Raw genomic sequence first — 24,050 nt, 5'->3', positions numbered from 1 at the left:
GTTCCGCTATTGCTTCTAGGTTTCCCGGTATGAGCGATGAGATCAAGCCCTTTCGCGTGGCAATCCCCCAGGCCGACCTCGACTACCTGCACGGCCGGCTGGCGGGCGCCCGCTGGCCCGGCGAGCTGCCCGGCGTGGGATGGGCCCGCGGCGTGCCGCTGGACTACCTCCGCGAGCTCGCCGAGTACTGGCGCACGGAACACGACTGGCGCGCCCAGGAGGCGAGGCTCAACCAGTACCCGCAGTTCACCACGGACATCGACGGCCAGCGCATCCACTTCCTGCACGTCCGGTCCACTCGGCCGGACGCGCGGCCGGTGCTGCTGACGCACGGCTTCCCGAGCTCCGTCGCCGAGTTCCTGCAGCTCATCGAGCCGCTGGTCGACCCGGCCGACGGCCCCGCGTTCCACGTCGTCGTGCCGTCCATGCCCGGCTACGCCTTCTCGACCCCGCTGGCCGCGACCGGCTGGACGATAGGCAGCACCGCGCGCGCCTGGATCGAGCTGATGCGCCGGCTCGGCTACCAGCGGTACGGCGTGCACGGCGGCGACATCGGAGGCGGCGTGTCCGGCATGGTCGCCGGCCTCGACGGCGAACACGTCATCGGCGTGCACGTGGTGACCGACCCGCTGACCGCCGCAAACGTCGCCACGTTCCTCCCCGGCATGGCCGACCGGCTCGACGAGAACGATCCGGTCGACAAGGTGGTGCTGGACCGGATGGCCGAGTTCAAGAAGCAGGGCTCCGGCTACCTGGCGATCCAGACCAGCCGGCCGCAGACCATCGGCTACGGCCTGGTCGACTCGCCGCTGCTGCAGCTCGCCTGGATCGCGGAGAAGTTCGAGGAGTGGACCGACCTGCCGATCGACCGGGACCAGCTGCTCACCACGGTCAGCCTGTACTGGTTCACCGGCTCCGGCGCCACCGCCGCGCACACCCTCTACGAGCAGGCGCACTCGGCGGACTGGGGCGCGCCGCCGGCGGTGCCGCAGGGCTTCGCGGTCTTCGGCGCGGACGAGACGGTCCGCCGGGTGGTCCCGGCGCCGCCCGACGCGCACTGGACCCAGTTCGAGCGTGGCAAGCACTTCCCGGCGATGGAGGCCCCGGCCGAGCTGGCGGCGGACCTGCGCGCGTTCTTCGGACCGCTGCAATGACCAAGACAGTGACCGAGACACTGAGCCGGCGCCGTCTCAACCGGGCCACGTTGGCTCGCCAGTACCTGCTGAACCGCGTGCGAGCCCGGGCGATCGACACGATCGAGCACCTGGGCGGCATGCAGGCGCAGGCACCGCTCGCACCGTACATCGGGCTGTGGACCCGTTTGCGGGACTTCGACGCACACGAACTGTCCACACTGACCGAGCACCGCCAGGTGGTCCGGCTGCACCTACCACCGATTCTGCCTTGGCCCTGTACCAGCGTGCTCGACGAGCGCCCAGACCGGCGCGGGAGAGATCTCGCTGGCCTCGGTGGACCCGGTCCAGGTCTCTGTGCGGGATATCTACATCGACGAGTTCCTCGTGGTCGGGCCGGCGGAGGTGAACGCGAAACCTTACGAGGAAGCCTTGGCGTTCCCCGACCTTCCCGACAGCTGCCATGGCTGGGCCGAGTACAACCTGGGATATCGCTATGCAGGTTCACGAGCGAGGTCGGCCTTCTCGACACGTCGCCCAGCGGTGTCGACTTCACGTTCCGCGTCGTCGTCAACGAGAGCGATGTGCTCGACCAGACCACTGTGCACGCCGACGGCGACGCAATCCGACATATATCGTGATACGATACAAATCAGTCGTGCGCCGCAATTGGACCTGACACCATTTGTCGTCAAGGATCGCCGCGCGAGAGCCGAGCCGGCACTTCGAAACCGACGCCCGATGCATGTGACATCCGGCGGTGACCCAGCGCCGGGAAGCACCCCAGGAGGTGTGTCATGCTCAGTGATCGCGAACGGGAGACGCTGTGCGAGATCCAGCGCCGGCTCGTCACCGACGACCCGGATTTCGAGCGATCCTTCCGCGCCGTCGCGGTACCGCCACCGGATCATCGCTGGCTCGCCTACGCCATCGTGCTCGTCGTCGTGGCACTGCTCGGCACCGTCATGGCGCTGGCCGGGGCACCCGCCGCCGCCTTGGCCTTCGCCGCCACAGGCGGACTGATCTGGAGCCCCCGACACCACCGAGGCAACGCCGACCGGCGACAACAGCGCTGACAGTCCCGATCCTGGCGACCGGCATCAGCGTCGCGGCCGGCTCCGTTCCCGGCGCGGGTTCGCGGACGGCGGCCCGACGATGAAATCGGATTGTGGGAATGGGCGAGGTTCTCAGAAGTGCCGCGGTTGGCCGATACAATATTCTGTATGGCCCGTGCCACGATTGTTCTCCCGGCGACGCCTCCTTTTCGGCTCGACCTCACCGCCTGGGCGTTGCGCAGACGGAAGAAGAATGTCGTCGACCGCTGGGACGGCCACCGGTACAGCCGCATCATCGTCGCCGACGATGTTCCGGCCCGACTGACCGTCACCCAGGAAACGTTCGGCGTCGAACCGACACTGCTCGTCACCTTGGAATCGGCAGCACGAATGAGCCGGCAGGCGAAAGAGGATGCCGGGCGACTGGTGCACAAGGTGCTCGGGCTTGCCGTCGATCTACGACCTTTCTACGACCGTGCGCGCGGCAATGCCGCCATCGAGGGTCTTGTCGAGCGGTTTCTCGGAGTACGGCCGCCGCGGTTTCCGAGTGTCTTCGAGGCACTGGTCAACGCCATCGCGTGCCAACAGGTGACACTTGACCTGGGGATTGTGTTGTTGAACCGGTTTCGGAGCGATTCGGGGCGCACGTCGTCACCCAGGGCACCATGCGGCACGCGTTCCCCACGCCGGCCGACTTGGCCGACGTGTCCGCGGAGTCCGTCAAGGGACTGGGGTTCAGTCGCCTGAAGGCACTTGCGATACAGGAGCTCGCCGCCCACGTGGCCGACCACCGTCTGACATTCGCGGACCTCGACGGCATGACCAACACCGACGTCGTCGAATCCCTGTCGACCATTCGCGGCATCGGCCGTTGGTCCGCGGAATACGTGCTCCTGCGCGGGCTGGGAAGGCTGGATACTTTTCCGGGCGACGACATCGGGGCGCAGAACAACCTGCAGCACCTGTTCCATCTTGCCGGGAAACCGAGCTACGACGAGATTCGACGGTTGACGTCGCCGTGGCACCCCTACGAAGGCGTGGTCTACTTTCATCTGCTGCTCGACAAGCTGCGCGTGAAGGGCGTCCTGTGAGCGTGCCGCCACATGTGGTTTCGTCGATCCGTTCGGCCGGGATCGAGCCGACCGATGCTCGTCAGTTCGACTGCAGAGCGGCCTCGACGCTGACCTGGGCGCCGGCGAACAGCCGCGAGACGGGGCACAATGCGCTCGCCTCGTCCACGACCTTCTGGAACCCCGCCGCGTCGAGCCCGGTGACCCAGCCGTCCACGCGCAGAGCGGAGGAGACGATGGTCGGTACGCCGTCGACGTCGCCCAGGGTCACCGTCGCCTCGACGCTGAGCCGCTGCGGCGGTGTGTTGCCCTTACCGAGCAGCAGCGCCAGGGCCATCGCGAAGCAGGAGGAGTGAGCGGCGGCGGCCAGTTCCTCTGGGCTGGTCTTGCCGCCGGGCGTCTCGGTCCGCGCGGCCCAGGTCACGTCGAGCCCGTCGAGTGCGCCGCTACCCGACCGGACCGTCCCGCCGCCGGCGGCCAACGAGCCTTCCCAGTTCGTCCGTGCGGTTCGCTGCGCGATGCTCATGTCCGGCTCCTTCGGTATCAACGCGTGGACAGGTGACCGGCCGGGCCGGCTACGTGAGGCACCGAACCGGCGGGTTGTTGCACCTTGGGTCAACGTCAATGGTTCCCGTGGACCCGCTCCGACAACAGGTGCCGCGGCCGTCAACCGGACCGCCGCGATCTGCCGGCTGTCGGCAACCTCGGCAAGGAAGGCGGCCGGTCAGGTCAGGTCGTAGACGAGCACCCCGTCGGGCGTGCGGCGGGCGCCCGCGGCGACCGGGTGCCCGGTGAGCCGGCCGTCATGGCCGAGGTGGCGTACCGGGGTCGCGCGGGCGAGGGTCACGAAGTCGGCGATCAGCCGGCGGTGGCAGCGCCACCAGAGGCTCTCGCTGCACATCACCACGGTGCTGGCCGCCGCCACGTCGGTGAGCAGACTGTCGACGGCGTCGAGGAACTCGGCGCCGCGCATGTGGTGGGCATAGGCGCGAAACGCGTCCGCCCGCCACCATCGATCCGGTGACTCGGCCGGCAGCCGACGCCGGCCACCGAGCCGTTCCTCCCACCGGTAGCCGATACCGGCCGCGGGAAGCCAACCGGCCAGCGCCTCGCGGCTGACGTGGGGATGTGCCCGGCTGCCCGGATAGCGGCGCACATCGACCACCCAGGCCACGCCCGCCGCGCGCAGCAGCCCGGTGAGCTCGACCTGACTCGTCGTGCCATGTCCAACGGTGAGGAGCAAAGGCGCCATGACACTGTGGTACCCCGCGCTGAGGCGGCGCGAGTCGCCGCTATCGCCGAAACGGGTTGCGAGGGATGCCATCCTCCTTGCCGGTGCTCGGCTTTCGTGCGGGCGTGAACCGCCGGGCGAGCGTCTCGCCTACCTGACGGCCGGCGCGCGCGGAGCCTCCGGTCTGCGACCGCGTGAGGCTTGCCGGCGCGTCCGCGACCTACCTGGGTGCGCGTGGACCGTGGCGATGTGCCGCAAGCCGGTGACCACACCCAGCAGGCAGTCCATTCCCGACGTGTGGCCGTAGCGACACAACCGGCTCACCGCGTCGGCAGTCGTCGAACTGTCCGATCGGTCGAGCGCGAGCAGCAGGTCGTGCAACGGCCCCACGACCATCCCTCGGCACGCGTGGTGCAGGTACTCCACCGAGATGTCCGTCGTGAGCCGGAGCGCACCATCGGCGAGCAGGTGCCGCAGCGGAGCCAAACTCGAGGCGTCGATCTCGCCCACGAACCAGAGCGCGGCGATCATTCCGACCAGTACGTCGTCGCCGCTGGGGGTGAGTCCGGGGCCCCGGCCGAGCAGGTGGAGCACCGCGTCATCGACGGTGCGGTCATCGGCCCGGTCGTCGGTCAGCGCGTCGACGGCGGCCGTCAGGTGAGGGTCGGCGGTGAGGGACGGCCACCGGTCGCCGAACCCGGTGAGTGCTCGCACCCGAGCCAAGTGCCCGATCAGGTGGCCGACGGGGCGACTCATCGGGTCGCGCCGAGCCGCCGGCAGGGCCGGGTCGAACACGGTCGTTCGCGGGGTCGAGGGGATCACCGCGGTCGCGGTGCGACTGCTCATGCTCCGGTCGCGCGGGCGCCAGTCCAACACCGCACCCGGCGCCTCGCGGTGCAGTCGCTGGAGTCGGGCCAGGCCGGCGAATGTCATCTCCACACCGTGAGGGGCCGAGACGACATCCGCCGTGCAGGTGATCAGCCGCTCCCCCGCCCGCAGGTTGACCGCCCTGGTGAAAACCGAGTGGATCTCCACGGTGCGGTTCTCGTCGAGTATCCGCAGCGCCTGCGTACTGATTCGGGTGATCGACATGCCTGGCCGTCCTTCGCCGAGCTCGACCTCAGGTGGTCTTCGCGACACCGTGGGTCTCTGCGAGGGCTTCGAGGGCCGCGACGAAGCACGGCATCGGTGCGCGAACCTTTCCGATCCCGACCATCCCGATCCCGGCCTTCTTGTGCATCACCGGGGTCGTGATCAAGGGCGCGACCCCTGTGGACACGATCCGGCGAACGTCGAGCCCGACCGGGACGCCCTTGAAGCTCCAGTTCGGGATCGGCATGTTCGGGTTGTTGGTCACCACGATCTCCGACTGCTCGTCGCTGGTCGCGAGCGCGTCGTCGAAGCCGCCGTCACCGGTACCGACCAACTGCTGGACAGCCGGTGCCGCGACGGCTACCAGACCACCGAAACCATAGGCTTCGAGGACGGCGCTGTCGCCGGTGTCCGGGCAGGCGTCCTCGTCGCCGAAGCCAGGGAAGTACAGCGTGTCCAACTCGCCGAGAGGCCCGGTGAACCACCGGTCGCCGAGCCCGCTGACCCTGATGCCGAACTCGCGCCCGTTGCGCGTCAGGCAGGTGACGACGCTCCCATCCTCGATGGTCGCCGCGGCGTCCAGGGCCGCCTTGCCCGCGGCCATCGCGAGGGTGAGGAAGAACTCGTTGTTTCCGGACAGGAAGTCCAGCAGCGTCTGCAAATCCTTCTGCGGCGGTGCGGCCTGCACGAGCTTGGGCGCCAGTTCCCGGAACATCAGGCTCGACGCGGCTGTGTTACGAACGTGGAAGTCGTCGCCCATCGCGACCGCCTGAGCCAGGATGGGGTTGAGCGGCAGTCCCTCGCCAGGCAGCAACTTGAGCGCGTTCGAAAACGCAGGGCCGAGGACGTCCCGCAACCAGACCAGGTTGTCGTTGACGGACTGGTCGTACACGCCGTAGCGCAGAACCTTCCCCTCACCCTCGTGGAGGGTCGTGTAGGCACGGTTGCCGTCGGTGGCGTTCTCCACCACGAAGACGGGCATGTTTCCGGTGAGAATGCCACCCATCGGCGCGACCGCGTGGAACTGATGGTTGGGAGCGAACCGCACCTTCTCGCAGACCTTCCGCGCCGAGCTCTCGTCCTTCGCCCAGCCCTCGAACAGGACCGCTCCGATGGCCGATCCCTGGACGGGCTCCGGCATGTCCGCGAAGGCGATCGGCGGCCCGGCATGGAGAATGAGCCGTTCCGACAACTCCGGGATGACCGTCTTCGCACGAACCACGTCGACAAGCCGTGGCTGAGCGCTGATTATCTTCTGCGCGATCGCGTTGTTGGCGTCGTCGATGGAGTCGTATGTTGCCATGGTCGATGTCCTCATCATCTGGAAGTGGAGCAGCATGTAATTCGCGCGCGACTCACCTCAGCGCGTCGATGAGTGCCTGGAGCTTGCGATCGCCGCCGGCGGCCGGGCGCCAGTCGTAATGGACGACGTGCGCACCGCGCTCGAAGAGCGTCTCGGCGAACCCGCGGAGGCCGATGTTGATGACTCGTGGCGGCTGGGCGAGCAACCGCCGGACCGGCTCGTCCGCGTCGTCCGCGTCGTTCGTGTCGTTCGCGCCGTTCGCGGGCGGCTCCGGTGCGCGCTGTCGCCGCAGGATGCGCAACGCGTGACGAACCGCGGCCGCGTTGCTGGGCATGACGGTGACGCCCGCTTGCTCGAGGGCGAGGGTCTGGGTGCTCAGCGACTGCGGGTCGTTCTCCGTACCGCACACCGATGCCACGACGGCGAGGTCTCGGCCTGCCGCACGCAGCGCGGCCAGCTCCTTGGCGAGACGCGGTGCGAGTGCACCGGCCGGGTCCGGGTCCGATCCGTACCCGAGCACCACGTCCAGGAGCAGGACCGCGTTCCGCGGGTCGTCGAAGACCGCCGCCAGACGCTCGTTCCGGATGGAAGGGTCGATCATCGGGTGCGGCCGACCGCGCGTGTACGCGTCATCACCGAGGTCGATCACCTCGTGGCCGCCGGACCGGAGCAGGTAGCCGCCGTCGTGCTCCTCGCCCTGCGGTATCCCGAGCGACTCGCGCAGCAGCATCGCCGCTTCCACAGCCAACGTGCCGCCGGTGTAGAGGCCCTTGACCCACTGCTGGGCGGGCCGCAACGCCACGGAACGCGCTGCTCTGGTGCCGGCCAACTCCACGCCGATGCGTGCCGCCTCGTCCAGGGTGTGTGCGTAGTGGACGTTTCCGTGGACCGGTGCCGGCGGGCGTTCACCCAGCAGGATCGCGACGACCGGCTTCGACAGCCGTTCCGCCACGCCGATCACGTCGTCACGGACCCGCGCGGCGGGTGGCTTGCTGATCAGCACGATCACATCCGTGGACGCGTCGCCGTCCAGTGCGCGCAGCGCCCGCAGGCACGTGCTTGCGCCCACCCGCGTGCCGAGGTCACGACCGCCGAGCCCGATCGCGTGTGAGACGCCCCCGCCGAGCCCGTCGATCTGAGCCATGACCTCTTGCAGCCCCGTGCCCGACGCGCCGGCCAAGCCGATGTTCCCGGGGTGGACCGCGTTCGTGAACGCCAGCGGCAACCCGCCGATGCTTCCGGTCCCGCAGTCGGGTCCCATGACGAGCAGCCCGCGCTCGCGAGCCTTGCGCTTGAGTGTCACCTCGTCGTCGATGCTCACGTTGTCGCTGAAGATGAAGACGTGCAAGTCGTGGTCCAGCAGCCGTTCCACCTCAGCCGCGACGTACTCCCCGGGTATGGACACGATCGCCAGGTTCGCGTCGCCGGCGAGGCTCAACGCCCGTTCCAGGGAACGAGCGGTCGGTAGCCTCGATCGTCCGGACATCGACGCCTGGTTGGAAAGAAACGCGTCCACCGTCGAGACCAACGACTCGCCGACCTCGGCACTCACCACGTCGGCCAGGATGAGTAGGTCCGTCGGCTTCGCCTCGTCCACCGTGGTGCCGGTGAGCCCGGCGTTACGCAGGATGTCCTTGTTCATCGGCGTACCCATCATGATCGATACGCGGTTGATGCCTTCGGTGTCGGCGACGAGGTTGCTCAGCCGCATGAGCCGCAAGGAGTCCTGGTAGTTGTTCGGCTTGACGATCGAATAGAGCATGCTCTGCTCCTACGGACACCCGCACGGTGTGCTTCTGACGGCGGGCCTGCCATTTGTCGGGGACGTGTTCGGCCGCATTGAGTTCAAGGATGCGTCCGCGCGGTCGGCCTCCGCCAGGTCGCGCACCGGCAGCGCTGCCGGTGACTCGGTTGCCGTGCATGGGCAACACGCGGGCCGCCGGCCGCGTTCGCCCTGGACCAACACCGCACCCCGCCCCAGGCGGACGCGACCAGCGAGCTGGCGACGGCCTCGCTGACCAACCAGGCGATCGGGGCACTGATAGGGCACGGCTACCGCCCCGAACAAGCCCACCGCGAGCTCGCCACCCGGGTCGCGCGCCTCGGCGAGGACCACCACAGCGCCGCCGACCACATCCTCGCCGAGCTGACCGGACCGGCCACTGAGGACGGTTGACGCGCGAGGGCGGCGGGTGATGCCCGCTGGCCGAGCGGATCGGGCTGTCGCGACCTCCTCGCCGCGCACCACATCGACGTCGCCGCAACCGGGACGTGCGGCCGGCACCCGCACGCGGCAACGTCGCCCACGGCGGGCAAGGCGACCGTCCGGCCCGCCGGGCTTGCCGGACGACGGCAGTGCCGACGCCCGGAAAATGGCTTGTCGCAGCCAATGCCTTCGAAGGGCACGTGCGCCAGACTTGACGTGGAGGTAGCAGCTCGTACCTCGATGTCAACATCCGTCACCGACAGGAGCCCCACCCGTGACCGAGCCGATGTATCACCCGACCACACCTGAGATCGCCGCTCGCCGAAAGGAGCTCGCGCCAGAGATCCACGACGCGTTCGAGGCGTTCAGCCATGCTGTGTTCGCGGATGGCGCGCTGCCGGAGAAGACCAAGCAGCTCATCGCCGTAGCTGTCGCCCACACCACCCAATGCCCCTACTGCATCCAGGGACACACCCGGCTGGCCGCGCGCAAGGGCGCCGACCCGCGGGAGATCATGGAGGCGATCTGGGTGGCGGCGGAGATGCGCGCCGGAGGCGCGTATGCGCACTCCACCCTGGCGCTGCACGCGCTCGCCCATCAGCACTCGTGACCCGGTCTGCCCTATGTGGACCAACGTGCGTCGCGAACAATCGTCGGTCCACTGTGGATAGATGAGCTGATCGGCGCCGGGGGCGGGCGGCTCAGAAGTCGATCAGCGCGATTTCCATCGGTTGGTGCGTCAGCCCCAGGTACTGCTCGGTGTCACAGTACGCGGACCAGCCGAGCCGTTCGAAGAACCGCACGTTCGCCACCTGGATGTGGGCGATCATCCGCCGGCCGCCGTGGGCGCGGGCATGGGCGACGGCGAAGCGCACCAGCGGTGCCCCGGCGCCGTTGGTGCGGCAGTCGGCGAGAACCGCCAGCCGGTCGCCCTTCCACAGTCCATTGTGCTCGTCGACCGGATACAGGCGCACCGCGCCGACCGGGCGACCCCCTTCGAGGGCCAGCACCCGGACGACGTCTTCGCGCGCGTCGTGCTCGTCGATGTCGGACCCGGGGAAGATCGCCTGCTCCTCGACGAACACCGCGTGCCGGATGCGGTGATGCATGACGTGTTGCTCCTCGGTGCGCGCCTCGACGCAGACCACCTGTTCGCGGTGCGCCTCGACGGGTTCGCCGGCGACGCGCACCGCGTGCGAGGAGTTCACGACGATGCCTGCGGCTTCGATATCTGCAGGACCGTTTGGAGGCTGCTGATCGCGGAGCACGCCTGGCAACGCGCGCAGCCGGCGGACGCCATGCTGGCATCCATGCCGCGCAGAGCCATGTAAGTCGCCACCCGTCGATACACCTTGTTGGTGTACGCCGCCGACGGCGGCTGGGCGTCCTGCATGAGACTGCCGGCTACGGGACGCAACGGCACCACGAACGGGTACACGCCCATGTCGATCGCCCGATGGCAGCCGGCGACCGTGAGCTCGACGTCCTCGCCCATACCCAGGATCACGTAGGTCGACACCTGACCCTCGCCGAACAGGGACACGGCCCGTTCCCACGCCGCGAAGTAACGTTCGATCCCGGTGCGCGCCTTGCCCGGAGCCACTCTGGCGAGCACCTGTGGGTCGAAGGTCTCCACATGGATACCGACCGAGTCGATTCCGAGATCGTGCACCTCGTTGATGACATCGAGGTCGCGAGGCGGCTCGAACTGCACCTCCACCGGAAGCCCGGAACTCTCCTTGACCGCGTTCCCGCATTTCGCGACATACCTGGCGCCGCGATCCACGCCGTTGGAACTGCCGGTGGTCAGGGTCGCGTCGACCGCGTCGTCGAGGGTGCGGGCCGCGACGGCGACCTCCGCGAGCTGGGCGGGCGACTTCTTGACGATGGTGCGGCCGGCGTCGAGCGAGAGCTCGATGCCACAGAACGCGCACTGGTCGGGTGTCGCCCAGTAGGAGCAGGTCTGCACCACCGTGCTGGCGAAGGAGTCGAGGTGCATGAGGCCGATCTGCCAGTACGGCACCCCGTCCGCCGTGGCCAGGTCGTAGTACTTCGGTCGCGGCGCGCCGGTGGCGGCCGCGACCCGGACGCCGTCGCGGTAGATCCCGTATCCCGCGTCCTCCCACTTGAGCACGTAGGGCGAGGCGTGGGCCTGCTCGCTCACGGTCGGCACCGTCACGGCCACGCCCTCGATCCAGAGCATGCCGGAGTCGGTCGGTCCGGCGCCGCCCTTGCGGGTCTCGAGCTTGGCCTCGACCCGCAGTCCCACACTCTGCAGCTCGACGATCAACTCGGCGACCTGCGCCGAGACGGGCCGAGGCCGGGTGGCCACCTCGTCGTCCGGTCCGAGCTCGGCCGGCCCGCGGTCCTGACTCGCTGTCGCCCTGATGGTGGTCATCGCGAACCGTCCTGTCCGGCTTGGAGTTCGGCGTCGGTCTTTTCCGCGGTCAGCTCTCGCCAGCGACAGGCGCACGCGGCGTCGAACGCGGCACCCGGATCGAACCCGAGCGCTGACAGCACCGGCGCGGACGGGCACCGGGCCAGTACAGCGGCCGCGTCAGCACCGACGAGTTCGGTGACGGTGCCGCACTGCCCCCGCAACACGTCCGCGACCTCGCAGACCAGCGTGAGGGCCGCCTCGTAGAGGGCGGGATCGACCGTGATCAGCGGATAGAGACGATCCTCAGCCGCCTTCCATCGCGCTGCGCCGGGCGGCTCGGCGCCGGCACGCGGTCGCCGCGGGCGCACGATCTCGTCCGCGATCTCGAATCCCAGGAACGGGCTCGGCTTCGTCATGGCGTCTACTATAGGAGAGACTCAGATCGTATGCTAGTAGAGTCCGGCGGTTGTCCGCCCGGGCCCGCCGGGTTCGATCCACTAGGGAGCGCCGAGACCGATGCCCAAGACCGCTGTCGTTGCCCTCGGCGGGAACGCATTCACCCGCGCGGGTCAGACCGGTACCTACGAGGAGCAGAGCCGCAACGCCCTGACGATGGCGCGCAGCGTGCTGGCCATCCGCCGGTCGGGGTGGAACGTCGTCATCGTGCACGGAAACGGTCCCCAGGTCGGGAACCTGGCGATCCAGCAGGAAGAGGGCCGACGTCTGGTGCCCGCTCAACCGCTGTTCTCCCTCGGCGCGATGACCCAGGGCGAGATCGGGAGCCTGATCAGCCTCGCGTTGCGCGCCGGCGACGCCGATGTCGCCGTGGCGGCGCTGATCTCCCACGTCGTCGTCGCGCCCGAGGATCCGGCGTTCGGCGCACCGGCCAAGCCGATCGGCCCGTTTTTCACGCGTGCGCGGGCCGGCGAGCTCGCCGCCGAGCGAGGCTGGACCGTCGGAGACGACTCCGGCCGAGGTTTCCGCCGGCTGGTGCCGTCGCCGCGGCCGGTCGAGGTGGTCGAGGCGGCCGCGATCAAGTCGCTCGTCGCCGGCGGGACGATCGTCATCGCCGGCGGCGGGGGCGGCGTGCCCGTCGCGCCCGGCGGCCCGGGACTGGTCGGCATCGAGGCCGTCATCGACAAGGACTACGTGGCTGGCCAGTTGGCCACCTCATTGGCGGCACAGGCTCTCGTGTTCGTGACCGATGTGCCCCGGCTGATGCTCGACTTCGGTCTGCCCACCGAGCGTGCGCTGGGCGAGATCGACGTGGCGGCGGCCGAGCGATATCAACGCGACAGCCAGTTCCCGGCCGGGAGCATGGGTCCGAAGGTGCACGCCGCGACGCAGTTCCTGCGCTCGGGAGGCGAGGTGGCCGTCATCAGCACAGCGGCGTTCGCGGCTCGCACACTCGAACCTGCCGGGCACGCCACCCGCAACGGCACCGACACGGGGCGCGGCACCCGCATCGTGGCCACCCGCCGGGCGGCCAGGAGCACGTCATGACCGCCGACCTGCGGATCTTCCATGACACATACGTCGACTCGGTGGTGCAGCTGTCCGCCACCCGCGCGATGAGCGAGTTCGCCGGCGTCGAGTGGGCGGCGGCCGCGATGGCCACGCCGGCGAACCTGGAGACGCTGAGGTCAGAAGGCTTCACCGTCACCGGTCTCGGCGCGGCCAACGACCTGTTCCTCGCCGTCCGGGGAGCCGACGACGAGTCGGTGAACGGCGCGCTGGCGGCAGGGGCGGACGCGATGTTCGCCAGCCGGGAGAGCACAGGTGGCCCGGCAGGCCGGCGCGCCCACCGCACCATCGGACGGGCGGTGCGGGAACTGCCCGACACCAACGTCGCCATCATCTCGGTGCCCGGCAGGTACGCCGCGCTCGAGGCGCACGAGGCGCTCACCGCCGGGCTGGATGTGTTGTTGTTCAGCGACAACGTCTCGGTCTCCGACGAGGTGGCGCTCAAGGACCGGGCGGTGCGGCTCGGTCGTCTGCTCATGGGCCCAGGGGCGGGCACGGCGATGCTCGGCGGTACCGGGCTCGGCTTCGCCAACATCGTGGGATCCGGTCCGGTCGGCATCGTCGCCGCGGCCGGGACCGGTGCGCAGGAGGCCATGAGCCTGCTCGACCGCTGGGGTGTCGGGATCTCGTGCGTGATCGGGCTCGGCGGCCGCGACCTGTCCGACGCGGTCGAGGGGCGGATGGCGAAGGCGGCGATCGCCTCGCTACGGGCCGACCCGGGTACGGAAGTGATCTTCCTGGTGTCCAAGCCACCCGCGGAGCACGTCGCGCGGGCGGTGCTCGCCGTCGCCGATGGCTTTCCCTTCGTCGCCGCGCTGGTCGGCCGGGCGCGGGACGCGGGCCCCGTGACCGGGCGGCCACCGGCGCGCACGCTGGAGGCCGGTGCGCTGGACGTGCTCGACCTGCTCGACGTGAGCCGGCCCGACGTCGTCGGCGACCTGCCGGAGCGGGTGGCCGAGGTCTGCGCGCGGCTCGCGCCCGAACGCACCCTGGTGCGCGGCCTGTTCTCCGGCGGAACGCTGTGCTACGAGTCGCTGGTCATCCTCGGCGACGCGCTCGGGCCCGTCTACTCCAACGTTCCGCTGTCCGAGTCGCTTCGGGTGCCGGCCCCGCCGGGTAGTCACGTCTGCCTGGATCTCGGCGAGGAGGAGTACACGCTCGACCGACCGCACCCGATGATCGACCCGCAGGCACGCGTCGAGATGCTCGACGAACAAGGCAGGGACCCGGCGGTCGCGGTGATCCTGCTCGATGTCGTACTGGGTCTCGGCGCCCACGAGGATCCCGCGGGTCAGCTCGCCCCGGCGTGTGCGCGGGCCGTCCAGCAGGGCGCCACCGTCGTCGCCTACGTGCTGGGCACCCACAACGATCCACAGGGCTACGCGCGGCAGCGCGAGATCCTTCTGGACGCGGGATGCGTGGTCACCGAGACCGCTGCCCGCGCCGCGCTCGCGGCCGCCGCGATCGCCGTCCGCGACCCATCACTCGTCACGAGAACGCCATGAGCGCCACGGAGATCGCGCTCGTCACCTACTCCACCAAGCCGCGAGGCGGCGTCGTGCACACCCTCGCGCTCGCGGAGGCGCTCACGGCGGCGGGCGTCGCGGTACACATCGTGACCCTCGCCGAGCCGGGCTCCGACTTCTTCCGTCACCCGGACGTCCCGTACACGCTGGTGCCCACCCCACCGCACGCGGACACCCTCGAACAGCGGGTGTTCGACTCCGTCGACGCGCTCGAGAACGGCTTGCGGTCCTTCGGCGACCGGTTCGCGCTCGTCCACACCCAGGACTGCATCTCGGCACGGGCCGCGGCTCGCGTCCGCGACGCCGGGATCGGACCGCGCGTCGTGCGCACCGTGCACCACATCGACGACTTCACGACGACGGCGCTGATCGACTGCCAGCGCCGGGCCGTGCTCGAACCCGACGCCGTGCTCGTCGTCAGCGAGGTGTGGCGCGACATGTTGCACGCGGAGTTCGGCGTCGACGCCCAGGTCGTGCACAACGGTGTCGATGTCGCGCGCTTCGCGCCGATCGCACCGGCGTGGCGAGCCGAGCTACGCGCCCGGGTCGGGGCGGCAGACCGGTTCCTGTTCCTCGCCGTCGGCGGGGTCGAGCCCCGCAAGGGCAGCGTCCACTTGTTCAAAGCATTCGCTCGGCTGCGCGAGAGGATGAGCCCGACGCCCGTTCTGGCCGTGATCGGCGGCCAATCCTTTCAGGACTACGAGTGGTACCGCACCGACGCGTTGGGACAGCTCGGTCGGCTCGGACTGACCCTGGGACGCGACGTGGTCCTGCTCGGCACCGTGCCGGAGGCCGAGATGGCCGCCTGGTACCGCTCCGCCGACGCGCTGGCGTTTCCTTCGGTCAAGGAGGGCTTCGGACTCGCGGTCCTGGAGGCGATGAGCGCCGAGATACCCGTCGTCACCAGCGACCTTCCGGTGTTCCGCGAGTACCTCGTCGCGGGTCGCGACGCGCTGATGGCCCCGGTCGGCGACATCCCCGCGCTGACCGACGCCCTGCACGCGGTCGCCACCGACGCGGCGCTCCGTAAGGACCTGGCCGCGGCCGGGCGCCTCGTCGCGGCGAGATTCAGCTGGGCGGCGTGCGCCGAGGAGCATCGCGCCGTCTACGCCGGACTGCTGTCGGCGGCTCGCCCCGCCTGAGCTCGCGGCGGCCCGTTCGCGTGCCGCCTCCTCGACCACAGGAGAGACCACATGCACGAGCAGGACGCATCACCGCTGCCGGGCGACGACCCGGCGGCGGTCACGCTCGTCGACACGTGCCGCGCGATCCGCGAGCGCCGCGTCAGCCCGGTCGAGCTGGTGACCGAGGCGATTCGCTCGCTCCAGGACTGGCAGCCGGTCACGAACGCCACGAGCCAACTCTTCGCCGAGCAGGCGCTACAGGCCGCGCGCGCACTTCCGGCCCAACCGATCGGGCCGCTGCACGGCGTGCCCGTGCTCGTCAAGGAGCTGTTCGACGTGGCCGGGCACGAGACCACCGGATGCAGCGAGGCGTTCCGCGGCAACATCGCATCCGCCGACGCCTTCGTGGTGCGGCAGCTCCGTGCGGCCGGCGCGATCATCGTCGGCAAGGCCAACATGCACGAGCTGGCGGCGAGCGGGACCAACCACATCTCATCCAGCGGCCCCACCCGCAACCCCTGGGCGCCCGACAGGTTGACCGGAGGATCGAGCGGCGGCTCGGCCGCGGCCGTGGCGACGAGGAGCGTGCCGTTCTCGCTGGGTACCGACACCGCGGGCTCGATCAGGGTGCCCTCCTCGTTCTGCGGGACGGTCGGGCTGAAGCCCACGCACGGACGACTGCCGATGGCCGGGACGATGCCGCTGTCCCCCAGCCTGGGCTGCGTCGGCCCGATGGCCGCTTCCGTGGACGATGTCGCGTTGGGCTACGCCGCGCTCGCGAACGAGCGGAACCAGTTGGCCGCCGCGGCGGGTTCCGTCCGCGGGCTGCGAGTCGGGCGCGTCCACGACGGTTACTACGCCACGCTCATCCACCCCGCGGTGCGCGGCGCTCTCGACGACGTCGCCGATGTCCTCGTTGCCGCGGGTGCCACGCTCGTCGACGCGAACCTGCCGGACATCGACGGAGCGCTGCACACCTGGGGGAACATCGCATGGCCCGAGTTCGCGGTCGCGTACCCCGACCTGGACCTGGACCGGGTGGGGCAACAGATCGTCGGGCACTACCGCTACGGCCAGCAGCTCAGCGCGACGGACCGGTCCCTCGCCCACCAGCACGCCACGCGGATCCACGCCGCGTTCGTGGCCGCCCTGCACGACGTCGACGCGCTGCTCCTGCCGGCGACGGCCTATCCCGCCCCACGCTTCGACGACGACGAGATCACCGTTGGCGAAGGACAGACGCTGAACGTGTTCCGAGGCGGCCCGGTCTGGTTCACCTGCCCGGTCGACATCGCGATGCTGCCCGCGCTGTCCTTGCCGGCCGGCTTCGATCCCGACGGGCTCCCACTCGGCATACAGCTGATCGGCCGATTCGCCGACGAGTGGACGCTGCTCCGCATCGGGCACGCGTACCAGGCGCTGACCACCCACCACCTGCGCGCGCCCGCGCTGCCGCCCACGACGAACCGATGACGAGCCGTGCGCGGGACGAACAGGGCGCGAGCCGCCGCCGCGAGCGGCTTCGTTCGCCAATGCCTATTATCCGACATATCTATGTTGTATAGTGAATGTCATGGTCCAGACACTCGTACACGACGCACACCGGCACATCGGCTTGCTCCCGGCATATCCGTTCTACGGCGGACCACCCGTGCACCCGGACAGTTCGGCGCGCGGAACCCTCGCCGAACTGGTGGCGGATCTGCACACCGAAGGCACCGAACGTGCACTGGTGCTACCGAACTACGGAGTGCCGGACGCCGCGGTGTCGTTCTCGTTCAATGAGCTCGTCCTGGAGGCCGCCACCAAGGACGACCGGATCCGCTGCGGCCTGTGGTGTTCACCTCGCCCGCAGGACGCGGCGCTCAACGCCACGGCCTTGGCGCACGCCGGCGAGGAGGGCGTCAAGGTCCTCAAGACGAGCTTCCTGCTCGGCGGGCGAGCCGACGACGAAGCCTGCCGCCCCCAGCTCGACCTGATCTTCGACACGGCGCGGGAGCACCAACTCGTGGTCCACATCCACACGTCCTCGGGTGGCGCGTCGGACATCGACGAGATCGGCTCCCTCGTCGAGAGGTACGGCGACGACGTCAAGATCCACCTGGTGCATCTCGGGGGCGGGGTCAGCGCGCACATCAAGCTGATCGGCAGTCGCCTGTTCGACTGGATCGAGGCCGGCAAGCAGGTCTACACCGATACCAGTTGGGCCGTCGGCTTCGCGCCGCGCTGGCTGGTGAAGGAGATCGAACGGCGCGGGATCGGCCAGGACCGCCTGCTGTTCGCCAGCGACGAGCCGTGGGGCGACCACGCCGGAGAGCTGGCGCGCCTTCGCGCCGCCGCGGGAGACGGCGACCTCGCCGACATGATCCTTCGCCGCAACTTCGAGACCCTCTACGGCTGAGCACCTCCGGCACCACACGCGATCGTTTGTCAGCAGCACCAGATCACCACAGGCACCATTCGCGAAACACCAGAAAAGGAGAAACCGATGGCAAACATCGTCGGTGAGCGGGTCACGACAGGCGACGTCATCGTCGACTACGAGGACAAGGTCTTCCCGGACCATCAGGCCGAGCCCGGCCAGAAGGCGTTCGTCTTCTACCACTGTGTGCCGTTCGAGAGCTCGGCCTCACTGGTCAACCTGCTCACCGCGACCCGGATCCTGCGCAAGGGGTTCGAGACCCACTTCGTGATGTTCGGACCGGGCTCGCTGGCAGCCGCCGCGACCCGCGGTTACCCCAAGGTCGGCGACGAGGGCTTCCCCGGCAACATGAACTACAACAACCTGCTGCGGCGGTTCATGGACGAGGGCGGCCACGCCTACGCGTGCCGGTTTTCCGCCGCCGCCCTCTACGGCATGCGCGAGATCGACATGATGGAAGGCGTCAAGCCGGTCAACCCGAAGGACATCCTGGACGCCGCGATCACCGCGTGGAAGGAACGAGCACTCGTTCTGAACACCTGGACCATGTAGCCGCCACAGACCACTGTGGACGGTCTTGTCGGGGGAGCATTCCGCCGCCGCCAAGGGGGTCGACGCCGGGCCGCACACCACGACCGGCCGGCGTCGACCCGTTCGACCACGCCGCAACCACCGTGGGCGGGCGAGAGAGCGAGTGGTCCGGGAGGCCGCGATGAACGCACTGTCCGGCTTGATCCGACGGCTGGAACGAGCCGAGACGCTCGACCGTCTCGCGAGGCCACTCACCGCCGCCATCGGCCGCGCGGTTCGGCCGCGTGCCGTACGGAACCTGCTCAGCGGAACCGACCTCGGTCATCCGCTGCACCCCATGCTCACGGACCTGCCGATCGGCGCCTGGGGCATGTCGGCGCTGCTGGACGCCGTGGGCGGCCGGTCCGCCGAACGGTCCGCCGACCTGCTCATGGCCGCTGGGGTGCTCGCCGCCGTGCCGACCGCCGCGGCCGGGCTCAACGACTGGTCGGACACCTACGGGGCGGACACCCGCGTGGGACTCGCACACGCGACGATCAACACGGCGGCGCTCGGTCTGTACGTGGCCTCGCTGTCCTTGCGCGCGCACGGCAAGCGGACCCGTGGCAAGGTCATCGGGCTCGCCGGGTTCGCGGTGCTGCTGGCCGGCAGCTACCTGGGCGGCCACCTGAGCTTCGCTCGGGGGGTCAACGTCAATCGCACCGCCTGGCAGCAGGGACCGCGGGACTGGACGCCGGTGCTGCCCGACGCCGATCTGCCCGAGGGAGAGCACCGCGTGGTCGCCGCGGCCGGCGTACCGATGCTTCTCCACCGGACGGCGGGCACCGTGCGGGCGCTGGCCAACACCTGCAGCCACATGGGCGGGCCGCTGGACGAGGGCACGATCGCCGAGGACCGCGTCACCTGTCCCTGGCACGGCAGCACCTTCCGACTCGCCGACGGCGCCGTCGTGCGCGGACCGGCCAGCAGCCCGCAGCCCCGTTACGAGACCCGGGTGTCCGGCGACCGCATCGAGGTCCGCGCCGTCGACTGAGGCCGGTCAGCGGGCCAGGGCGAGGTCCAGCGCGATGATCGTGCCGTGAGCGCCGTGCCGCGGCTCACGCATGCCGGTCCCGGTGCTCCGCCACGAGCCGGCGCAGACCGGCGTGCACCTCGTTCAGGCTCGCGCCCCACGGCACGACCGTCGTCATGCCGTCCTGAACCACGCCCTCCTCGAGGTCGCAACACTTCGTGAGGATCGGGTTCGGCCCCGGCCGCACGAGCTCTCGCGGGCACATCTCGATGCTGGGCGGCAGGTCACCGTAGAAGTGCTGATGGATCTGCCGCGAGCGTTCGCATCCCACGAGCACCCAATCATGACGAGGGGGACGCTCGTCCAGGTAGAACACCTCGATGCCCTCAGGGGCGATGCCAGAGCCCCGGCAGGGGAACAGGTACCGCTCGGCCGGCCGAGCGGCGGCCAACTCGAGCAGATCGAAGATCTGCGGCTCGAGCACGATCGGCGGCAGGTCCTCGGCCACCTCGAGTACGCGCCGGGCCTGATCGAGCAGCTTGGCCGGATACGGCGGCGCGACCTCGGCGAGCCGCACCCGGATCGGGTCGGGGTCCAGGATGAAGCTGACGTGCTCGTACCTTCCCTGGACGATCACGCACCTGACGCCGGGGGCATGCTGTCGCGCGGCCCGGCCGACCTGGCACGGGACGCCCAGGTCGACGTCCGGGGCGTGGACGTAGACCGCCTCCTCGGGCCCGGCCAGGAGCTCGACGCCGGTTATCGGCGAGAACAGCGGCGCTCTGGAGACGGTCTCGACCTGCAGCAGCGCGACCTCGTCCTGGCCTCGGCCGTGGACGACGACGTATCCCGTTCGCCGGTACGCCTCGCGCCCCACGAAGTGCCCGCGCAGCCCGCTCGCTGTCAACGCGAAGTCGACGGTGCTGACCGCTACCTCCCGGTACCGCACGGGCATGCGGTTCACGGCCGCGGATGGCTCGCCCATCGGCCGTCACGAGCTCCAGTGACGCCGGTGGCTACCCGGCATCGCCAGGATGACGAAGTGCTTGACCTTCCAGGGAAGGCGGCGATAGATCGGTACGAAGAGGTACTTCCAGAAGATCACCTGGGGCGTTCTCGGCCCTACCGTGGGCGGCCGGCCGAGATATCGCTTTGCCAAATCGGCCTGGACGGCTTCGAGGAGATACTTCTGCGAGTTCGTTCGAACCCACCGGAAAAAGCCACTCACGACTCCCCCTCGCAGGCTCGGTCGAGCCGCTCGCGGACACCCTGTGACACTGATTCGCTCGCACGCTCGCCCTGTGTTGATGATTCGCTCGCACGCTCGCCCTGTGTTGATGATTCGCTCGCACGCTCGCCCTGTGTTGATGATTCGCTCGCACGCTCGCCCTGTGTTGATGATTCGCTCGCACGCTCGCTCATGACTCCCCCTCGCAGGCTCGGTCGAGCCGCTCGCGGTCGCCCTGTGACATCGATTCGCTCGCGAGCTCGCTCATGACTCGCCCGCATTCGCCAGACCGTTCTGCGCGGCCAGTGCCATCGGCTCGTTGAGCGCGCCCATCGCCGGTGAGTAGACGTTCTCCATCCACGCGATGTCATGCAGGGTCAGCCCCTTGCGCGCGGCCATCGCGAGAAAGTCGCACCGCTCCTTCACGCCCTCGCCGCCGACGAGCTGGGCGCCGATCAACTTGAGGGTGCCCGGTTCGGCGAGCAGCTTCACCCGGATCTTCTTGAAGTCCGGGTAGTAGCGCGCCCGGGATATGCCTTCCGCGACGCCGAGCACGAACGGAATTCCCAGTGCACCGGCCAGCGCCTCACCGAAGGACACCCCGCCGATCATCCATTTGCCGCCGACCAGGCCCCACGGCACGTAGACCGACGCGTAGCTTCGCAACTTCCCGGCCGCGCCGCTTCCGGCGATCTTGCCCTGCGCATACGCATGACTGCCGGACAGGCCCTGCACCGGCACCCCGGTCGTCCCCTGCGGCACCTCGACACAATCGCCTGCCGCGAAGACGCCGGCCGCCGACGTCCGCATGTGCTCGTCCACGATGATCCCACCGGTGGAGCCGAGCTTGATCCCTGCCTGCGCGGCCAGATGGTTGTTGGGCAGCTTCTTCGCGCCGATGACGACCATGTCGGCGGGGATCTCCCCGTCGGAGGTCCTGACCGCGTGGACCCGCTCGGTCCCCAGAAATGCCTTGATCTGAGTGTTCAGGTGGACGTGCACGCCCATCTCGCGCCACGACTCCTCCACCGGAGCCATGATGTCCGGGTCGGCGATCTCGGCCATGGCCCACGGGTGTGGATCGACCAGATGCGTCTCGATGCCGCGATGCGCCAACGCGGTCGCCATCTCGACACCGATCGGCTGGGCCTTCGCGACGACCGCGCGTTTCACCGTGTCGAGGACTTCGTCCCAGCGTTGCGCCGCGCGAATGTCCCTGACGTAGTACAAGCCGTCGAGCTCGCCCCCGGGGATGTCCGGGCGCTCGTACTCGAAGCCGGTGGCGAGAATGAGCCGGTCGAACCGGACGGCGGGTTGGCCGGGCACCTCCACGGTCTGCTCGGCCAGGTTGATCGCGCTCACCACGGTCTCGTAGTGGATCTCGAAGCCCTGCGCCTCGTAGTGCTCCTTGCCCAGCAGGATCAGCCGGTCGAAGGAGTCGATCTCCTTCCCGTGCACGTACGGGATGCCGCAGGGGCTGTAGGCGACGTCCTGAAACTCGGTGAAGACGACGACACGAGCGTCGGGGTCCACCTGCTTCGCGGCGCCGGCGGCGCCCATGCCGGCGGCGCTTCCGCCGATGACCACGATGGTGTTCGTCATCGTCTCGTCCCCTCCACTGAAGTTCGGTCCTCATCGATGCCGACAGTTGGCCGCTACCGTGGGACAAACGTCTTACGCCGCGGCACAGTCGACAACCTCACGGCGGAGACATACACTATCCGACGTTATTGTCCACTATACGCTCAAGTGAGGCGGCGTGCGAGGTTCAGCACCGCGTCGCTGAAACAGTCGAGCGGTGCGGTGGCGACACCCGCGCCGACCTGGCCGGTGCCGTCACTGACATGCAGGATCCCGGTGTTCACCTTCGGGGTCAGCGCGAGTTTGGTCACCAGCCGCGCGTCGACCCCGACGGGAGTTCCGCGCATGTCGAGCGTTGGCATCTTGAACCGGCTGCTCGTGCCATGGCAGATGTCGGTCATGTTCTCCGTGACCTCGGCGGCGTCGGCCATGGTCCCGCCGAGGAACGCCGCGACCGCCGGCGAGCCGGCGGCGGCCGCGCCACCAAGTCCGATCAGTTCGAGCACCGCGCTGTCGCCGATGTCGCGAGCACCGCTGCCCGGACCGAAGCCGGGGTTGAACAGGGCGTCGCCGATCTCGGGTGCCTCGGCGAGGAACCACGTCGGGCATCCGGCGAGGCGCACCCCGAAGGTCGTTCCGTTGCGTGCCATGGTCGTGACGATGCTGCTGCCCTCGACCTGCTCGGCCCACATGGTCAGGGACTTCGCGGCCGCCATCGCGAGGTTGAGGAAGAACAGGTGGTCTCCGGACAGGTAGCGAGCGAACTCCACGGCCGCCGGGCCGTTCGCCGCGACCAGCTGCGGGAGCAGGTGGCGGATGAGCAGGTTGGTGCTCGCCTGCGTGCGCATGTGGACGTCGTCGCCCATCGCCAGGCCCTGTGTGGCGACGCCGAGGACGTCGACGGGTCCGGCCTGCTCCACCGCCGTGGCGAGCAGCGGTCCGGCGACGTCTCGCAGGAACCGTAGCCGGCCGATCGCCGCGTCGGTCTCGCGGCCGAACCACGCGACGTCCCCGGGGCCTTGGTTGATGGCCGAAAAAGCCCGGGTGCCGCCGGCCTGGTCGTCCACGGCCAGGACGGGCATCGACGGGCCGAGCGCGGTCGCCATCGGGACGACCGTCGCGTTCGGGTTGGCCGGCTCGAGCCGGACCCGGCCGGTCCGTAGCAACACGTCCGCCTCGGCCACATCCGCGGCCCAGCCTTCGGCGACCGTCGCGGCCCGCATCGAGCGGCGCAGCGGATCGCATACCTGCGGCCATTCGATCGCCGGGCCGCAGTGCAGGAGAGTGCGCCCGCCGAGGCCGGGCAGCACGTCGCCCGCGGTGACCACCGCCGTCCACGACGGTGCACCGGTGTCGAGGCGCCGGAAGACCTCGGCGTTCGCCTCGTCGATCCGCGCCGCGTGATCGCCGAGAAGCGTCGTGAGCGCGGCTGTCAGCCGCGGGTCGCCATTCGCCGGGATCCGCCAGTCCAGCTGGTCGACCGGCCCCCCTTGGGCGCGCACCGCGTCGGCGAACAGCGGCAGTCCCACGTTCACGACGGCGATCTCCTCGGGGAGGACCGCGGGAGCGGATTGTGGTGTCATGGCGAGCTCCATCTCAGCGTCGTCTCGGGTCGTCTCAGCGTCGTCTCGG

24 protein-coding genes are annotated in these 24,050 nt (G+C 69.5%); 12 read left to right on the top strand and 12 right to left on the bottom strand.

All coding sequences use genetic code 11. The annotated features are described in order from the left end of the window. Positions 1-29 precede the first annotated feature (29 nt). The 4 genes from GEV28_RS00430 (at position 30) to GEV28_RS00415 (ending at position 3,279) form a co-directional block, all read left to right on the top strand. Entirely contained in the window at positions 30-1,154 is a 1,125-nt protein-coding gene (locus tag GEV28_RS00430) for an epoxide hydrolase family protein (protein WP_291407329.1), read from the top strand. 776 nt (positions 1,155-1,930) lie between these two features. Further along, a complete protein-coding gene (locus GEV28_RS00425) occupies positions 1,931-2,209 on the top strand; it encodes a DUF3040 domain-containing protein (protein ID WP_291407327.1) in 279 nt (92 codons plus the stop codon). Between the two features lie 147 nt (positions 2,210-2,356). Next, entirely contained in the window at positions 2,357-2,935 is a 579-nt protein-coding gene (locus GEV28_RS00420; RefSeq protein WP_291407350.1) for a hypothetical protein, read from the top strand. Then, on the top strand, positions 2,854-3,279 hold the full coding sequence (locus GEV28_RS00415; protein ID WP_291407325.1) for a hypothetical protein: 426 nt from the start codon (positions 2,854-2,856) through the stop codon (positions 3,277-3,279). Before GEV28_RS00420 ends, GEV28_RS00415 begins: the two co-directional genes overlap by 82 nt. 61 nt (positions 3,280-3,340) lie before the next feature. Here GEV28_RS00415 and GEV28_RS00410 read toward each other — a convergent pair whose 3' ends face one another. The 5 genes from GEV28_RS00410 to fdrA all read right to left on the bottom strand — a co-directional run bounded on the left by GEV28_RS00410 (position 3,341) and on the right by fdrA (position 8,646). After that, complete coding sequence (locus GEV28_RS00410; protein WP_291407323.1) at positions 3,341-3,784, bottom strand: OsmC family peroxiredoxin; 444 nt, start codon at positions 3,782-3,784, stop codon at positions 3,341-3,343. Between the two features lie 198 nt (positions 3,785-3,982). Then, a complete protein-coding gene (locus tag GEV28_RS00405; protein ID WP_291407321.1) occupies positions 3,983-4,510 on the bottom strand; it encodes a DUF488 family protein in 528 nt (175 codons plus the stop codon). 129 nt (positions 4,511-4,639) lie between these two features. Next, on the bottom strand, positions 4,640-5,581 hold the full coding sequence (locus GEV28_RS00400; protein WP_291407319.1) for a DUF2877 domain-containing protein: 942 nt from the start codon (positions 5,579-5,581) through the stop codon (positions 4,640-4,642). A gap of 28 nt (positions 5,582-5,609) precedes the next feature. Beyond that, complete coding sequence (locus GEV28_RS00395) at positions 5,610-6,884, bottom strand: DUF1116 domain-containing protein (protein WP_291407317.1); 1,275 nt, start codon at positions 6,882-6,884, stop codon at positions 5,610-5,612. A 52-nt stretch (positions 6,885-6,936) separates the two neighbouring features. Beyond that, on the bottom strand, positions 6,937-8,646 hold the full coding sequence (gene fdrA / locus GEV28_RS00390) for an acyl-CoA synthetase FdrA (protein ID WP_291407315.1): 1,710 nt from the start codon (positions 8,644-8,646) through the stop codon (positions 6,937-6,939). A 718-nt stretch (positions 8,647-9,364) separates the two neighbouring features. Between fdrA and GEV28_RS00385 the strand changes: the two genes are divergently transcribed. Continuing rightward, complete coding sequence (locus GEV28_RS00385; protein WP_291407313.1) at positions 9,365-9,700, top strand: carboxymuconolactone decarboxylase family protein; 336 nt, start codon at positions 9,365-9,367, stop codon at positions 9,698-9,700. 91 nt (positions 9,701-9,791) lie between these two features. Here the strand turns inward: GEV28_RS00385 and GEV28_RS00380 are convergent, their stop codons facing one another. Genes GEV28_RS00380 through GEV28_RS00370 form a run of 3 tightly spaced genes read right to left on the bottom strand, consistent with a single transcriptional unit; the run spans position 9,792 to position 11,886 of the window. Continuing rightward, positions 9,792-10,358: an MSMEG_0567/Sll0786 family nitrogen starvation N-acetyltransferase gene (locus GEV28_RS00380; protein ID WP_291407311.1), complete on the bottom strand. Its 567-nt coding sequence runs from the start codon at positions 10,356-10,358 to the stop codon at positions 9,792-9,794. Further along, positions 10,295-11,488 carry an MSMEG_0568 family radical SAM protein gene (locus GEV28_RS00375; protein WP_291407309.1) on the bottom strand — a complete coding sequence of 398 codons (1,194 nt, stop codon included), beginning with the start codon at positions 11,486-11,488 and terminating at the stop codon, positions 10,295-10,297. The genes GEV28_RS00380 and GEV28_RS00375 overlap by 64 nt, the downstream gene beginning before the upstream one ends. Further along, positions 11,485-11,886 carry a hypothetical protein gene (locus tag GEV28_RS00370; protein ID WP_291407307.1) on the bottom strand — a complete coding sequence of 134 codons (402 nt, stop codon included), beginning with the start codon at positions 11,884-11,886 and terminating at the stop codon, positions 11,485-11,487. The genes GEV28_RS00375 and GEV28_RS00370 overlap by 4 nt, the downstream gene beginning before the upstream one ends. A gap of 100 nt (positions 11,887-11,986) precedes the next feature. Between GEV28_RS00370 and GEV28_RS00365 the strand changes: the two genes are divergently transcribed. The 7 genes from GEV28_RS00365 (at position 11,987) to GEV28_RS00335 (ending at position 19,630) form a co-directional block, all read left to right on the top strand. Continuing rightward, the gene (locus GEV28_RS00365; RefSeq protein WP_291407305.1) at positions 11,987-12,973 is read left to right on the top strand and encodes a carbamate kinase; all 987 of its coding nucleotides are present in this window, start codon (positions 11,987-11,989) and stop codon (positions 12,971-12,973) included. Further along, on the top strand, positions 12,970-14,499 hold the full coding sequence (locus GEV28_RS00360) for a protein FdrA (protein ID WP_291407304.1): 1,530 nt from the start codon (positions 12,970-12,972) through the stop codon (positions 14,497-14,499). Before GEV28_RS00365 ends, GEV28_RS00360 begins: the two co-directional genes overlap by 4 nt. Next, a complete protein-coding gene (locus GEV28_RS00355) occupies positions 14,496-15,662 on the top strand; it encodes an MSMEG_0565 family glycosyltransferase (RefSeq protein WP_291407303.1) in 1,167 nt (388 codons plus the stop codon). Before GEV28_RS00360 ends, GEV28_RS00355 begins: the two co-directional genes overlap by 4 nt. A gap of 51 nt (positions 15,663-15,713) precedes the next feature. Continuing rightward, positions 15,714-17,117 (top strand): amidase, encoded by a 1,404-nt coding sequence (locus GEV28_RS00350; RefSeq protein WP_291407302.1) that lies wholly within the window; start codon positions 15,714-15,716, stop codon positions 17,115-17,117. 100 nt (positions 17,118-17,217) lie between these two features. Next, positions 17,218-18,045, top strand: coding sequence for an amidohydrolase family protein (locus tag GEV28_RS00345; protein ID WP_291407301.1), 828 nt, complete (start codon positions 17,218-17,220; stop codon positions 18,043-18,045). Between the two features lie 87 nt (positions 18,046-18,132). Next, a complete protein-coding gene (locus tag GEV28_RS00340) occupies positions 18,133-18,618 on the top strand; it encodes an MSMEG_0572/Sll0783 family nitrogen starvation response protein (protein WP_291407299.1) in 486 nt (161 codons plus the stop codon). Between the two features lie 160 nt (positions 18,619-18,778). Next, complete coding sequence (locus GEV28_RS00335; protein WP_291407297.1) at positions 18,779-19,630, top strand: Rieske 2Fe-2S domain-containing protein; 852 nt, start codon at positions 18,779-18,781, stop codon at positions 19,628-19,630. Positions 19,631-19,694: 64 nt separating this feature from the next. Here the strand turns inward: GEV28_RS00335 and GEV28_RS00330 are convergent, their stop codons facing one another. From GEV28_RS00330 to GEV28_RS00315, 4 genes are all read right to left on the bottom strand, one after another. Beyond that, complete coding sequence (locus GEV28_RS00330) at positions 19,695-20,594, bottom strand: hypothetical protein (protein ID WP_291407295.1); 900 nt, start codon at positions 20,592-20,594, stop codon at positions 19,695-19,697. Positions 20,595-20,600: 6 nt separating this feature from the next. After that, positions 20,601-20,837 (bottom strand): hypothetical protein, encoded by a 237-nt coding sequence (locus GEV28_RS00325; RefSeq protein ID WP_291407293.1) that lies wholly within the window; start codon positions 20,835-20,837, stop codon positions 20,601-20,603. Positions 20,838-21,101: 264 nt separating this feature from the next. After that, positions 21,102-22,439, bottom strand: coding sequence for an FAD-dependent oxidoreductase (locus GEV28_RS00320; RefSeq protein ID WP_291407291.1), 1,338 nt, complete (start codon positions 22,437-22,439; stop codon positions 21,102-21,104). Between the two features lie 143 nt (positions 22,440-22,582). Further along, positions 22,583-24,001: a DUF1116 domain-containing protein gene (locus tag GEV28_RS00315; RefSeq protein WP_291407290.1), complete on the bottom strand. Its 1,419-nt coding sequence runs from the start codon at positions 23,999-24,001 to the stop codon at positions 22,583-22,585. Positions 24,002-24,050 lie beyond the last annotated feature (49 nt).

The organism is Actinophytocola sp. (genome assembly GCF_009379765.1).
Classification (GTDB): Bacteria; Actinomycetota; Actinomycetes; order Mycobacteriales; family Pseudonocardiaceae; genus Actinophytocola.
Note: the sequence above shows the minus strand (reverse complement) of the source record. Positions and strands in the feature narration are given on the sequence as shown.